This window comes from Xylanimonas sp. McL0601 (genome assembly GCF_049852175.1).
Classification (GTDB): domain Bacteria; phylum Actinomycetota; class Actinomycetes; order Actinomycetales; family Cellulomonadaceae; genus Xylanimonas.
The window spans coordinates 2,827,249-2,839,673 of record NZ_CP187527.1; the positions used below are offsets into that span (position 1 = coordinate 2,827,249).

The 12,425-nt window shown below is 72.7% G+C and carries 15 protein-coding genes; 8 read left to right on the plus strand and 7 right to left on the minus strand.

Going from position 1 to position 12,425, the window contains the following annotated elements:
- Positions 1–5: 5 nt before the first annotated feature.
- Entirely contained in the window at positions 6–980 is a 975-nt protein-coding gene (gene dapF, locus ACO4JP_RS13060) for a diaminopimelate epimerase (RefSeq protein ID WP_425954347.1), read from the minus strand.
- Positions 977–1,963 (minus strand): tRNA (adenosine(37)-N6)-dimethylallyltransferase MiaA, encoded by a 987-nt coding sequence (gene miaA, locus ACO4JP_RS13065; protein WP_425954349.1) that lies wholly within the window; start codon positions 1,961–1,963, stop codon positions 977–979. Before miaA ends, dapF begins: the two co-directional genes overlap by 4 nt.
- A gap of 65 nt (positions 1,964–2,028) precedes the next feature.
- On the opposite strand from miaA, the gene ACO4JP_RS13070 reads away from it, so the two are divergent.
- Both ACO4JP_RS13070 and ACO4JP_RS13075 read left to right on the plus strand, forming a co-directional pair.
- Positions 2,029–2,679, plus strand: coding sequence for a CDP-alcohol phosphatidyltransferase family protein (locus tag ACO4JP_RS13070; RefSeq protein ID WP_425954351.1), 651 nt, complete (start codon positions 2,029–2,031; stop codon positions 2,677–2,679).
- 10 nt (positions 2,680–2,689) lie between these two features.
- Complete coding sequence (locus ACO4JP_RS13075) at positions 2,690–3,157, plus strand: hypothetical protein (RefSeq protein ID WP_425954353.1); 468 nt, start codon at positions 2,690–2,692, stop codon at positions 3,155–3,157.
- On the opposite strand, the gene ACO4JP_RS13080 is transcribed toward ACO4JP_RS13075, so the two are convergent.
- A complete protein-coding gene (locus ACO4JP_RS13080) occupies positions 3,147–3,818 on the minus strand; it encodes a hypothetical protein (RefSeq protein ID WP_425954355.1) in 672 nt (223 codons plus the stop codon). The genes ACO4JP_RS13075 and ACO4JP_RS13080 overlap by 11 nt on opposite strands.
- Positions 3,819–4,015: 197 nt before the next feature.
- Here ACO4JP_RS13080 and ACO4JP_RS13085 point away from each other — a divergent pair, with 197 nt between their 5' ends.
- Both ACO4JP_RS13085 and ACO4JP_RS13090 read left to right on the plus strand, forming a co-directional pair.
- Complete coding sequence (locus ACO4JP_RS13085) at positions 4,016–4,597, plus strand: YbjN domain-containing protein (RefSeq protein WP_425954357.1); 582 nt, start codon at positions 4,016–4,018, stop codon at positions 4,595–4,597.
- On the plus strand, positions 4,594–5,109 hold the full coding sequence (locus ACO4JP_RS13090; RefSeq protein WP_425954359.1) for a YbjN domain-containing protein: 516 nt from the start codon (positions 4,594–4,596) through the stop codon (positions 5,107–5,109). Before ACO4JP_RS13085 ends, ACO4JP_RS13090 begins: the two co-directional genes overlap by 4 nt.
- Before the next feature lie 29 nt (positions 5,110–5,138).
- Here the strand turns inward: ACO4JP_RS13090 and miaB are convergent, their stop codons facing one another.
- Positions 5,139–6,749 carry a tRNA (N6-isopentenyl adenosine(37)-C2)-methylthiotransferase MiaB gene (miaB, locus tag ACO4JP_RS13095; RefSeq protein WP_425954361.1) on the minus strand — a complete coding sequence of 537 codons (1,611 nt, stop codon included), beginning with the start codon at positions 6,747–6,749 and terminating at the stop codon, positions 5,139–5,141.
- Between the two features lie 185 nt (positions 6,750–6,934).
- Here miaB and ACO4JP_RS13100 point away from each other — a divergent pair, with 185 nt between their 5' ends.
- The 4 genes from ACO4JP_RS13100 (at position 6,935) to ACO4JP_RS13115 (ending at position 10,246) form a co-directional block, all read left to right on the plus strand.
- Positions 6,935–7,684, plus strand: coding sequence for an amino acid ABC transporter ATP-binding protein (locus ACO4JP_RS13100; RefSeq protein ID WP_425954363.1), 750 nt, complete (start codon positions 6,935–6,937; stop codon positions 7,682–7,684).
- Between the two features lie 52 nt (positions 7,685–7,736).
- Positions 7,737–8,600: a glutamate ABC transporter substrate-binding protein gene (locus tag ACO4JP_RS13105; protein ID WP_425954365.1), complete on the plus strand. Its 864-nt coding sequence runs from the start codon at positions 7,737–7,739 to the stop codon at positions 8,598–8,600.
- 87 nt (positions 8,601–8,687) lie between these two features.
- Positions 8,688–9,365 carry an amino acid ABC transporter permease gene (locus ACO4JP_RS13110; RefSeq protein ID WP_425954367.1) on the plus strand — a complete coding sequence of 226 codons (678 nt, stop codon included), beginning with the start codon at positions 8,688–8,690 and terminating at the stop codon, positions 9,363–9,365.
- Positions 9,362–10,246 carry an amino acid ABC transporter permease gene (locus tag ACO4JP_RS13115; RefSeq protein ID WP_425954369.1) on the plus strand — a complete coding sequence of 295 codons (885 nt, stop codon included), beginning with the start codon at positions 9,362–9,364 and terminating at the stop codon, positions 10,244–10,246. Before ACO4JP_RS13110 ends, ACO4JP_RS13115 begins: the two co-directional genes overlap by 4 nt.
- Here the strand turns inward: ACO4JP_RS13115 and ACO4JP_RS13120 are convergent, their stop codons facing one another.
- The 3 genes from ACO4JP_RS13120 to ACO4JP_RS13130 all read right to left on the minus strand — a co-directional run bounded on the left by ACO4JP_RS13120 (position 10,247) and on the right by ACO4JP_RS13130 (position 12,375).
- On the minus strand, positions 10,247–10,714 hold the full coding sequence (locus ACO4JP_RS13120; RefSeq protein ID WP_425954371.1) for a regulatory protein RecX: 468 nt from the start codon (positions 10,712–10,714) through the stop codon (positions 10,247–10,249). It lies immediately after the preceding gene.
- A gap of 104 nt (positions 10,715–10,818) precedes the next feature.
- Entirely contained in the window at positions 10,819–11,925 is a 1,107-nt protein-coding gene (recA, locus tag ACO4JP_RS13125) for a recombinase RecA (RefSeq protein ID WP_425957111.1), read from the minus strand.
- Between the two features lie 213 nt (positions 11,926–12,138).
- The gene (locus ACO4JP_RS13130) at positions 12,139–12,375 is read right to left on the minus strand and encodes a DUF3046 domain-containing protein (protein WP_425954373.1); all 237 of its coding nucleotides are present in this window, start codon (positions 12,373–12,375) and stop codon (positions 12,139–12,141) included.
- Positions 12,376–12,425 lie beyond the last annotated feature (50 nt).

Genomic DNA, 12,425 nt, shown 5'->3' on the forward strand with positions numbered 1-12,425 from the left:
GCCCGCTACAGCCGCGTCTCGCCCGTGAAGACCAGCTCGGCCGGCCCCGCGAGCTCGGCGCGGCCGCCCTCCAGGGCGCGTACGCGCAGCAGGCCGCCCGGCACATCGACGAACCAGGTGTCGACGGGCGTGCGCCCGCCGGCCGAGGCCCAGGTGCGCACCGCGAGCGCCGCGGCGACCGCCCCGGTGCCGCACGACTGCGTCTCCCCGACGCCACGCTCGTGCACGCGCATGCGCACGCGTCCCGTCGTGAGCCCCGTCTCGCCGTCGGTCTCCTCGCCGAGCGGGACGACCAGCTCCACGTTCGTGCCGTGCGCCGGCAGGGGCGCGACCTGCGGGGCGCGCGTGAGGTCGAGGGCCTCGAGCTCGGCGGTCGAGGCCAGCGCGACGACGGTGTGCGGGTTGCCGACGTCGACGGACAGGGCCGGCCGAGGCGCAGTCCAGCCGCGCACCGCGACCGCGGCATCGGCTCCCGCCGCCTCGGCCTCGGGGCCGCCGGGCAGGTGCCACGGGCCCATGTCGACGGCGTACCACGGCGTGCCGTCGGGCCCGTCCTCCTTGCGGACGCGCCGGACGCCGGCGCGCGTGCCGAGCGCGAGCTCGCCGCCCCCGTCGAGCGTGGCCAGGCCGAGCGCCTCGGCGAACGCCGTGAAGACGCGCACGCCGTTGCCGCACATCTCCGCGACGGACCCGTCGGCGTTGCGGTAGTCCATGAACCAGATGGCGCCCGGCTCCTCCGCCAGGACGGCGTCGGCGACCGCCTCGCCCGCGCGCGCGATGGCGGCGGTGGGCGCGAGCCGGATGACGCCGTCGCCACCGATGCCCCCGCGCCGGTCCGCGAGGCGCCGCACCTGCTCCGGGGACAGGTCCAGGTCGCCGCGCGTGTCGGCGACGAGCACGAAGTCGTTGTGGGTGCCGTGGCCCTTGGTGAAGTGCAGAGTGGACGGAGTCGTCGGGCGCGGGCTCGGCAGGCTCGTCATGACCCCAGACTACGGCGCACCGGAGCCTCGCCCGGATGGGGCAGGGTGCCGCCGTCTGCCGCCGACACGATAGCGAGCGCCTGCTCGAGCAGGTCGGGGGCCGCGGCGTCGAGCCACTGGACGCGCGGGTCGCGCCCGAACCAGCCCATCTGCTTGCGGGCGAGCCGCCGGGTGTTGGCGGTGACCTCCTCACGGGCCTCGTCAGCGGAGGATCGGCCCGCGAACAGCTCGAGCACCTCGGCGTACCCGACGGCGCGGGCTGCCGTCGTGCCGAGGCCCCTGCCCGTGCCGCCCTGCTCGGGGCTCGCGAGCCCGCGCACCTCGTCGACCAGGTCCAGCGCCCACATGCGGTCGACGCGGGAGGCGACGCGCGTGTCGAGCGTGGGCCGGTCGCAGTCGAGCCCGATCTGGACCGCGGGCCGCACGTACTCCTGCCGCGGCAGGTTGGCGGTGTACGGCTGCCCGGTGATCGCGATGACCTCGAGGGCGCGGACGATGCGGCGCGTGTTGTGCGGGCCGATGCTCGCGGCGGCCTCCGGGTCGAGGCGCGCGAGCTCGGCGTGCAGGGCGCGGCGCCCGTCACGCTCGGCGCGCTCCTCGAGCTCGGCGCGCACCCGCGGGTCGGTGCCGGGGAAGTCCATGTGGTCGAGCAGCGCCCGCACGTACAACCCCGACCCGCCGACGACGACGGCGCGGCCGCCGCGTGCGCCGATCGCATCGAGGTCGGCGCGGGCACCGGCCTGGTAGCGCGCGACGGACGCGTCCTCGAGCGGGTCGAGCACGTCGAGCTGGTGGTGGACGACGCCGCGCCGCTCGCCCGGCGGGACCTTGGCCGTGCCGACGTCCATGCCGCGGTAGAGCTGGTAGGCGTCGGCGTTGACGACCTCGGCCGGGGCGTGCGGCGTGGAGAGCGCTTGCGCCAGGTCCAGGGCCAGGTCCGACTTCCCGGTGGCGGTGGGCCCCACGACGGCGACGACGATCACGCGCCCACCGTACGACGTGCGGACGGCGTGGCCGTCGTGCCTGGCAGGGGTCTACTCTCCGGCCCATGCAACGTCGCACCGACATCGACGCCGACCCGGCGTCCGAGCGCCTGTGGACCTCGGCGACCGCGGTGACCGCGGTCCGCACCGTGGCATCCCTGGCGCTGTGCCTGCTGGGCGCCCGCGAGCACAGCCTCCCGCTGCTCGTCGTGGGCCTGGGCGTCTACTGGGTCGGCGACATGCTCGACGGTGCCGTCGCCCGGTTCCGCGGGTGCGAGACGCGCATCGGCGCGGTGCTCGACCTGCTGTGCGACCGGCTCAACGCCGCCGGGTTCTACCTCGGTCTCGTGTGGCTGCGTCCCGAGAACGCACTGCCCGTGGGCCTGTACCTCTTCGAGTTCCTGGTCGTCGACGCCTTCCTGTCGCTCGCGTTCCTCGCGTGGTCGGTGCGCAGCCCGAACTACTTCTACGACGTCGACCGGCGCATCTGGGCGTGGAACTGGTCGAAGCCGGGCAAGGCCGTGAACTCGGCGCTGTTCGCGGTGCTGCTCCTCGTGACGTCGTTGCCCTGGGTGGGTGCGGTCGTCGCCGCGGGGCTGCTGGTGCTCAAGTGCGTGTCGCTCGGCTGGCTGCTGCGGATCGGCCTGCCGGTCCCGGCGCGCTCGGCCGACCCGGAGGCGTCGTCGGCGTCGTCCGCGCCGGCGCCCACCGCCTGAGGCCGCAGCCGTGCTGGTCGCGCTGACGACGTTCGCGACGGCGATCGTCTCGGCGCTCGTCCCGCTCGTGAACCTCGAGCTGTACCTCGGGGTGCTGGCCACCCAGCTCGACGGGCGGACCGCCGCGGTGCTGGGCTGCGCGGTCGCGACAGGGCTGGGGACCGCCGTCGGGAAGCTGGTCTGGTACTGGCTCGCCGCAGGCTCGATGCAGTCGCCATGGGTGCAGAAGAAGCTCGCCAAGGACTCGTGGCGGCGCGCGTTCGACCGCTGGCACGGCTCGCTCGCCGGCCGGCCGTGGCTCACCGCGGGCATCCTGCTGGCCGCATCGGTGGTCGGCATCCCGCCGCTGCTGATCATGGCTCTCGTCGCGGGGGCGCTCCGCGTCCCGATGGCGGTGTTCGTCCCGACCGTCGCGGTGGGGCGCGCCGTGCGCGCCTGGCTGATCCTCGCGGGGGTCGGGGCCGTGCTCACCTGGTGAGGCGGCGCACCGTCACGCGGTAGGAGGCCGGCAGGTGCTCGTGGCGCTGCGGCACGTCGAGCACCTCCTCGGACCACGGCGCCGCGGCGGTGAGCTCCTCGAGCACTGCGTCGACGCCGGGGGCCGGCTGGTCGGCGACCACGAGCAGCCCGTCCGCGCTGTCAGCGCCAGAGGGTGCCCAGGTGAACCGTCCTCCGGACAGCGCGGACCGCAGGCGGTCGGCCGCCGCGACCACGACCGCGGTCGGCGCCTCGCCGGGCACCTCCACGACGTCGACGGCTCGCGCGGCAAGGTCCACGCCCGCGTCGGCGAGCGCGAGGAGGGCGACCGACGGGCCGGTGGAGGCCGTGCCGTCCCACGGGACGGCTCCGTCCCGGCCGGCCGGACCCGCGACCCCGGGGGCCGACGTCGTCGTCGCGCCCTCAGAGGTGGCCCGCGGCGCACGACCGTCGGCGATGCCCGCAGCCCCGAGCGTCGGGCGCAGGCGCCCCGCACGGGCGGTCGGGCCCGCCCCGAGGACGACGACGGCGCCGTCCACATCGGCGAGCTCGCGCGCCAGGACGCCACGGACGACGTCGCGCAGGCCGGCGAGCGCGTCGACGCTCCCCGACGCGCCGGGGACGAGCAGAGGGGTGGCGGGGACGACGACGAGGCGCGGCACGCGCCGACAGTACCGCCGGGGCGACAAACGCGGCCCACGATGCGGATCCACCCGCGCGGTCCGGCCGCCCGCGGACGTCGGCCGGTAGTGTGGGCGGGGTGAGGTTCTTCGGGTCACGCCGGGACGGTGGTTCTGCCGGCCGCTCTTCGGGGCGAGGCGAAGGCTGTGTCCCGGCGCGACGACAGCACGGGTCCGCTGTGCCGGACGGCGGCGCCAGCACCCGTGACGACGACGAGGACGAGCGGGACCTGGACGAGGACGAGCTGCGCGACCGCATCGAGGGCGTGCTGCTACGGGTGGCGGGGGGCGCCCGTACCCCCGGCCAGGCACCGCTCGACGCCACCCTGGTCCCCACCCCGCTCTCCCGCGACCGCATCACCGCGTGGCTCGGGCGCTCAGGGTTCGCGTACTTCACGGACTCCGACGGCGACCTCGGCGGGCTCTGGCACGGCCGGCTCTTCTACTTCCTCGTGCTGGGTGACCAGGACGAGGTGCTCCAGGTGCGCGGCCAGTGGAACCGCGACGCCACGATCGAGCGCCTCGAGGAGCTGCTCGAGGCCTGCAACGCGTGGAACGCGGACCACATCTGGCCCAAGGCCTACGCCCGGGTGCGCGACGACGGCAGCGTCGTCGTGTGCGCGGACACCACGGTGGACGTCGAGCACGGCGTGACCGACGACCAGCTGGACCAGCTGCTGCAGTGCGGCCTGACGACGGGGTCGATGTTCTTCGACAGCCTCGACGCCGAGTATCCCGACCCGTTGCGGAGCGCGCCATGAGCCGCCGCACGACGTGGCTCGACCGGGTGCGGGGGCTCGCCGGGACGCGGGCGCGGGGCCCGGAGCGGGCCGTGGCCGGCGTCGCGGGGCAGCGGCCGGAGCCGCTCTCGTCCCAGCGCGTCGGCGACGACCTGACCCGGCGCGGCTACCGGTTCCGCGTCGACGCCGACGGCGACGTGACCGGGACCTGGGACGGGAACCGGTTCTGGTTCCTGCTGCTCGGCGACCACGAGGAGATCCTCCAGGTGCGCGGCCGGTGGGCCGGCACCGTGCCGCCGCACACGCGGCTGGCAGTGCTGCAGGCCGTCAACGACTGGAACCGCGAGCGCATCTGGCCCAAGGTCTACGCGCGCGACGAGGGCGAGGGCCTGGCGCTGTACGCCGAGGTCTCGGTCGACTTCGAGCACGGGGCGACCGACGACCAGCTCGCCGCGACCGTCTCGTGCGGGCTCGTGACGGCGAGCCAGTTCTTCTCCTCGCTGAGCACGCTGACGACCGACCACGAGTCCTGAGGGCGCCGACGCCCCACCGGGTCAGCGGGTCAGCGGCGCAGCGTCGGCATGCCCAGCACGACGGGGCCCGACGTCGTCGCACCGCCGTGACCGTGGCCGTGCTCGTCCTCGCCGCCGCCGAGGCGGGTGCGCTCGCGCTGCGCCCAGGTGTCGCCCGAGCGCGTGCGGCGCACCGCGTACGTGCCGCCCGCGAGCGCCGAGTCCGCGATGAGGTGGTGCGGCGCGGCATGCGTGACGACGGCGGTGACCATGTCGCCCGGGCGCGGCAGGCGCGGGTCGAGGTCGGCGGTGGGCGCGAGGCGCGGGTCGTCGAGCGACGCCGGTGCGCCCGGCACGGTCAGGCCGGCAGGCAGCGCGACGTGCACGAGCCGGTTGTCCGGGGCGCGGCCGGAGATGCGCGCGGTCGCGCCGTCCTTCTTGCCGGAGGCTTCGATGACCAGCACCTCGAGCGTGCGGCCGGCCTGCTTCGCGGCCTCGGCGGCCGAGATGCGCTCCTGCAGGGCCAGCAGGCGGTCGAACCGCTCCTGCACGACCTCCTTGGGGAGCTGGTCGTCCATGGTCGCGGCCGGCGTGCCCGGGCGCGGCGAGTACTGGAACGTGAATGCCGACGAGAACCGCGACGCCTCGACCACGCGCATCGTCTCGGCGAAGTCCTCCTCGGTCTCCCCCGGGAAGCCGACGATGATGTCGGTGGTGATGGCGGCGTCGGGCATCGCGGCCCGGACGCGGTCGAGGATGCCGAGGAACTTCTCGGACCGGTACGAGCGGCGCATCGCACGCAGCACGCGGTCGGAGCCGGACTGCAGCGGCATGTGCAGGCTCGGCATGACGTTCGGGGTCTCGGCCATCGCGGTGATGACGTCGTCGGTGAACGCGGCCGGGTGGGGGGACGTGAAGCGGACGCGCTCGAGCCCCTCGATCTGGCCGCAGGCGCGCAGGAGCTTGGCGAACGCGCCGCGGTCGCCGAACTCGACGCCGTAGGAGTTCACGTTCTGGCCCAGCAGCGTGACCTCGACGGCGCCGCCGTCGACGAGGGCCTGGACCTCGGCGAGGATCTCGCCGGGCCGGCGGTCGCGCTCCTTGCCGCGCAGGTGCGGCACGATGCAGAACGTGCAGGTGTTGTTGCAGCCCACCGAGATCGAGACCCAGCCGGCGTAGACGGACTCGCGGCGCGTCGGCAGGGTGCTCGGGAACACCTGCAAGGACTCGGCGATCTCGACCTGCGCGGCCTCGTTGTGCCGTGCACGCTCGAGCAGCACGGGCAGCGCGTCGAGGTTGTGGGTGCCGAAGACGACGTCCACGTAGGGCGCCTTCGTCACGATCTCGCCGCGGTCCTTCTGCGCGAGGCATCCCCCGACGGCGATCTGCATGCCCGGCCGCTGCGCCTTGATGCTCGCGAGGTGCCCCAGGTTGCCGTACAGACGCGTCGCCGCGTTCTCCCGCACCGCGCACGTGTTGATGACGACGACGTCCGCGGTGCTCGCGGCGTCCTCCTCCGCGCTCGCCCGGACGTAGCCGGCCTGCTCGAGCATGCCGGCCATGTGCTCGGAGTCGTGCACGTTCATCTGGCAGCCGAGCGTGCGCACGACGTAGGTACGTGCGGAGGGCACGCCGGTAGCGGGAGCGGTGGTGGTGGACATCGCGTCTAGGGTACGGTCCCCGACCCAGGGCACGGAACACGCCCGCCGTCGCCGCAGGTCATGACCGGCGGTAGGGCCTATCGTGACCAAGATGTAGCCGGACAGCGACGTCCGTGGTCTGTTCCTGGAAACACGGGGCAGGGATGCTGGACGTCGTGGACGTACGACGGAGGGGTTCGAACGCCATGGAGACAGCCGCGCCCGCCCTGGTGGAGCTCAAGGGCGTCAACAAGCACTTCGGCGACCTGCACGTGCTGCGGGACATCGACCTGACCGTGCGCAAGGGCGAGGTGCTCGTGGTGATCGGGCCCTCGGGCTCCGGCAAGTCCACGCTGTGCCGGGCCATCAACCGCCTCGAGACCATCGACGACGGCGAGGTCCGGGTCGACGGCAAGCCCCTGCCGGAGGAGGGCAAGGAGCTCGCCCACCTGCGCGCCGACGTCGGGATGGTGTTCCAGTCCTTCAACCTGTTCGCGCACAAGACCGTGCTCGACAACGTGACGCTCGGCCCGCGCAAGGTGCGCCGCGCGTCGAAGAAGTCCGCCCAGGACGAGGCGCTCACGCTTCTGCGGCGCGTCGGCGTCGAGGACCAGGCGCGCAAGATGCCGGCGCAGCTCTCGGGCGGCCAGCAGCAGCGCGTCGCCATCGCCCGGGCGCTGGCCATGCACCCCAAGGTGATGCTCTTCGACGAGCCCACCAGCGCCCTCGACCCCGAGATGGTCAACGAGGTGCTCGACGCGATGGTCGCCCTGGCCAAGGAGGGCATGACGATGATCGTCGTCACCCACGAGATGGGGTTCGCCCGCAAGGCCGCCGACAGGGTCGTCTTCATGGCCGACGGGCAGATCCTCGAGGAGGCGGACCCCGACACCTTCTTCACCGCGCCGCGCTCCGAGCGCGCGAAGGACTTCCTCTCGAAGATCCTCGTCCATTGATCCGCTGAACCGCTGCACGCGTCCGGGGGACGCACCGAACGAAGGGGACACCATGCGAAAGAGAACCACCGCGCTCCTCGCCCTGGCGGCGACCGCCGCCCTGACCCTCTCCGCCTGCTCCAGCGCCGACGTCGGCAACCAGGGCGGTGCCACCACCGGCACGGGCACCGGCGGCGCGAGCGGCAGCATCAAGATCGGGGTCAAGTTCGACCAGCCGGGCCTCGGCTTCCAGGAGGGCGACAAGCACACCGGTTTCGACGTCGACGTCGCCACCTACGTCGCGGGCAAGCTCGGGTACTCCGCCGACAAGATCCAGTGGGTCGAGTCGCCGTCGGCCCAGCGCGAGCAGATGCTCCAGACCGGTGCGGTCGACATGATCTTCGCGACCTACTCGATCACCGACGAGCGCAAGAAGGTCGTCGACTTCGCCGGCCCGTACTTCGTCGCCGGCCAGGACCTGCTCGTGGCGCAGGACAACACCGACATCACCGGCCCGGACTCGCTCGAGGGCAAGAACCTGTGCTCCGTCACGGGGTCGACGTCGGCGCAGAAGATCAAGGACAAGTACTCGAAGGGCGTCAACCTGCTCGAGCGACCCGGCTACGCCGAGTGCGTCACCGCGCTCGTGGCGGGCCAGGTCGACGCCGTCACGACGGACGACATCATCCTCGCCGGCCTCGCCGCGACGCCGGCGAACAAGGGCAAGGTCAAGATCGTCGGCGCCCCGTTCTCGACCGAGCGCTACGGCGTCGGGCTTCCCAAGGGATCGAAGGACACCTGCGAGAAGGTCAACGACGCCATCAAGGCGATGATCGACGACGGTACGTGGCAGGAGCTCATCACCAAGAACACCGAGGGCACGGGGTACACGCCCAACAAGGACGAGAACCCGCCCGCGCAGGACGCCTGCGCCTGATTCGTTCCACTCGGCGTGGTGCCGACGGGCTCGACCACCGGCTCCGGTGGCTGAGCACGTCGGCACCGCACGACGAAAAGGGGCCTTGTGTCAGGATTCCTCGACGTCCTCTCCCAGTACGACATCCTGGGCGCGTTCTGGGTCAACATCCAGCTGACGTTCTGGGGCGCGCTGCTCGCCCTGGTGATCGGCACCGTGCTGGCGGTCATGCGCATCTCGCCGCTCGCCTCGCTGCGAGCCGCGGGCACCGTCTATGTCGACATCTTCCGCAACACGCCGCTGACGGTGATCATGACGTTCCTGGTGCTCGCCGTGTGGACACAGCTCGGCGTCACCCTGTCGCCCGACTTCACGACGAACTTCTTCCTGTTCGCGGTCCTCGGCCTCGGCGTCTACCACGCGGCGTTCGTGTGCGAGGCGATCCGCTCGGGCGTCAACACCGTGCCTGTCGGCCAGGCCGAGGCGGCTCGAGCGATCGGGCTCCCGTTCCTCGCCGCGGCCCGGATCGTCGTGCTGCCGCAGGCGTTCCGCGGCGCGATCGCCCCGATCGGCAACACGCTCATCGCGCTCCTGAAGAACTCGACCGTCGCGGCCGCGGCGTCGGTGTCCACCGAGACGTCCAGCGTGATGAAGACCATGATCGAGTTCCACGCCGACTATCGCTGGCAGATCTTCATGACCTTCGCGATCGGGTTCGTCATCCTCGTCATCCCGATCGGCCTCGCCACCACGTGGCTGTCGAGCCGCCTGGCGGTGAAGCGATGAGCTCGATCCTCTTCGACGAGCCCGGGCCGCGCGGCCGCCGTGCCATGGCCGTCGGCAACGCCGTCGGTGCCGTCGTCGTGCTCGGGGTGCTGGCCTGGGTGCTGGTCGTGCTGGCGCGGAAGGGCCAGCTCGACGCCTCCCTGTGGCAGCCCGCCACCGACGCGAGCGCCTGGCAGTACTACTACCTGCCCGGCCTGCGAAACACGCTGCAGGCCGCGGCGTTCGCGACGGTCGGCGCGGTGGTGTTCGGCATCCTCTTCGGCATGGGCCGGCTCTCCCACGTGGGGGGCGTGCGCTGGCTCTCGTCGGTGGTCGTCGAGTTCTTCCGCGCGGTGCCGGTGCTGCTGATGATGGTGTTCCTCAACGCCCTGTTCGGCATCAGCCTCCGGGGCGTCGTGGCCGACCCCGCGTTCACCGCCGTCGTGGTCGCGCTCATCCTGTACAACGGGTCCGTCATCGCCGAGCTCGTCCGCTCCGGCGTCGGGAACCTTCCGCGCGGCCAGGCCGAGGCCGGTCTGTCGCTGGGGCTCACGAGGGGCCAGACGCTGCGCTCCGTCCAGCTCCCGCAGGCACTCATCGCGATGCTGCCCGCGGTGGTCTCGCAGCTCGTCGTCGTGCTCAAGGACTCGGCGCTCGGCCAGCTCATCGGCTACAGGGAGCTGCTGCGCTCCGCGCAGATCCTCGCGTCGGGCAATGGCAACCCGCTGCAGACCCTGTTCGTCGCGGCAGTGGTCTTCATCCTGCTCAACATGCTGCTTTCGTGGGTGGCGCACCTGCTCGCCCGCCGGCTGTCGAGCAGGACCTCGGGCAAGACCGAGGCGGGCCCGGGGATCGGGCCGAGCATCGCCGTCACCCGGCAGCTCGGCACTGCCGAGGCGTAGCTACTCGAGGTCGGGCAGGTCGCCGGTCTGTTCACCCTCGGCGGCGAGCGCGTCCTTCACGGCCGCGAACGCGAGGCCCGGGCCGTACCCCTTGCGCGCGAGGGCCGACGCCGCGCGGCGCACACGTGCGTCCCGGTCGAGGCCACGCGTGCGGGCGACGAGCCGCTGGGCGAGCCGCGCGGCCGCCGCACGTTCGCCCTCGTCGTCGACCTGGTCCAGCGCGTCCGCGGCGGTGTCGTCGTCGATGCCGCGCCGGCGCAGCTCGACGGCGATGGCGCGCCGGGCGAGGCCGCGCTCGGCGTGCCGGGTGCGCACCACCATCTGCGCGTACTCGGCGTCGTCGACCAGCCCGACCTCGTCGAACCGGTCGAGCACCGGCGTCACGACGTGCTCGGGGTAGCCCTTGCGTGCAAGGGACTGCTCGAGCTCGCGGCGGCTCTTGGGCGCCGCCGTGAGGATGCGCAGCACCGTCTCGCGGGCGAGCTCGACGGCGCCCTCGGCCGTGAGCTCGCCCGCGTCGAGGCGTTCGGCAACGGTCTTGCGCGGCGCGCGCTCGCCCGAGCGCGTCCCGCTCAGAACGGCGCCTTCTTGCCCTTGCCGGCCGGAGCTGCCGCCGGGGCGGCCTGCTCAGCGGCGGCTGCCGCCGCGCCCGCCGCGACGTCGTCCGCCGGGGCGTCGAGCCTGGCACCGATGCCGAGCTTCTCCTTGATGCGCTTCTCGATCTCGTTGGCGAGGTCGGGGTTGTCGCGCAGGAACTTGCGGGCGTTCTCCTTGCCCTGGCCGAGCTGGTCGCCCTCGTAGGTGAACCACGACCCGCTCTTTCGGACCAGGCCGTGGTCGACGCCCATGTCGATGAGGCCGCCCTCGCGGGAGATGCCCACGCCGTAGAGGATGTCGAACTCGGCCTGCTTGAAGGGCGGGGCCATCTTGTTCTTGACGACCTTGACGCGCGTGCGGTTGCCGACCGCGTCGGTGCCCTCCTTGAGGGTCTCGATACGGCGGATGTCCATGCGGACCGACGCGTAGAACTTCAGCGCCTTGCCACCCGTCGTCGTCTCCGGGGACCCGAAGAACACGCCGATCTTCTCGCGCAGCTGGTTGATGAAGATCGCCGTCGTGCCGGAGGTGCTGAGCGCACCGGTGATCTTGCGCAGCGCCTGTGACATGAGGCGGGCCTGCAGGCCGACGTGGCTGTCGCCCATCTCGCCCTCGATCTCGGCCTTGGGCACCAGGGCCGCGACCGAGTCGATGACGATGATGTCGAGCGCGCCCGAGCGGATCAGCATGTCCGCGATCTCGAGCGCCTGCTCGCCCGTGTCCGGCTGGGACACGAGCAGCGCGTCCGTGTCGACGCCGAGCTTCTTGGCGTACTCGGGGTCCAGGGCGTGCTCGGCGTCGATGAATGCGGCGATGCCGCCGGCCCGCTGCGCGCTGGCGACGGCGTGCAGCGCCACCGTCGTCTTGCCCGAGGACTCCGGGCCGTAGATCTCGACGACGCGGCCGCGCGGCAGGCCGCCGATGCCGAGGGCGACGTCGAGCGCGATGGAGCCCGTGGGGATCACCTCGACGGGGGCGCGGGTCTCGTCGCCGAGCCGCATGATCGAGCCCTTGCCGAAGCTGCGGTCGATCTGGGCAAGCGCGGCCTCGAGGGCCTTCTCGCGGTCTGCCGGTGCGGGCATGTCGGTCACCTTCGTGTTCGGGGCGCGGCGGGTGCGCGCCGGCTTCTGTGTCTGCGTGCTCATCGGTTTCAGACCGTATGCGCAGCCACCGACACGGACGCCTTCTCCGGCCCCTGCCTGTCGACAAGGTTCCGGAATCCGTGCCTGTGGATCGACTCTAGCCGAACATCTGTTCGAGTGTGACGGACACGCCGGCGTGTCAGCACCCGCGGATCACCGGCTGCGCGGCGGCGCCTTCCGGTCGGCGTCCTTGCCCCAGCGCTCCACCTCGGGGACGTCGAGCGCATCGCACAGCGCGTGCCACACGTCGCGAGGCTGCAGCCCTGCCTCGAGCGCCTCGACGGGGGTGCGGTCGCCGAGGGCGGCCAGCACCTGCTCGCGCGCGAGGGCGCGCCCGTACCCGGGGCCGAAGACCTCGTCGACCAGCTGCCAGAACTCCCGCAGACGCACCCGCCCAGGGTGCCACCCGCGTCAAGCGAGGCTCGGCGACTGTCGGTGGC

Excerpts from the sequence above, each read along its gene's own strand:
- dapF (WP_425954347.1), bottom strand. The coding sequence starts at position 980 with ATGACGAGCCTGCCGAGCCCGCGCCCGACGACTCCGTCCACTCTGCAC.
- ACO4JP_RS13070 (WP_425954351.1), top strand. The coding sequence starts at position 2,029 with ATGCAACGTCGCACCGACATCGACGCCGACCCGGCGTCCGAGCGCCTG.
- ACO4JP_RS13090 (WP_425954359.1), top strand. The coding sequence starts at position 4,594 with ATGAGCCGCCGCACGACGTGGCTCGACCGGGTGCGGGGGCTCGCCGGG.
- miaB (WP_425954361.1), bottom strand. The coding sequence starts at position 6,749 with ATGTCCACCACCACCGCTCCCGCTACCGGCGTGCCCTCCGCACGTACC.
- ACO4JP_RS13100 (WP_425954363.1), top strand. The coding sequence starts at position 6,935 with ATGGAGACAGCCGCGCCCGCCCTGGTGGAGCTCAAGGGCGTCAACAAG.
- ACO4JP_RS13105 (WP_425954365.1), top strand. The coding sequence starts at position 7,737 with ATGCGAAAGAGAACCACCGCGCTCCTCGCCCTGGCGGCGACCGCCGCC.
- ACO4JP_RS13115 (WP_425954369.1), top strand. The coding sequence starts at position 9,362 with ATGAGCTCGATCCTCTTCGACGAGCCCGGGCCGCGCGGCCGCCGTGCC.
- recA (WP_425957111.1), bottom strand. The coding sequence starts at position 11,925 with ATGCCCGCACCGGCAGACCGCGAGAAGGCCCTCGAGGCCGCGCTTGCC.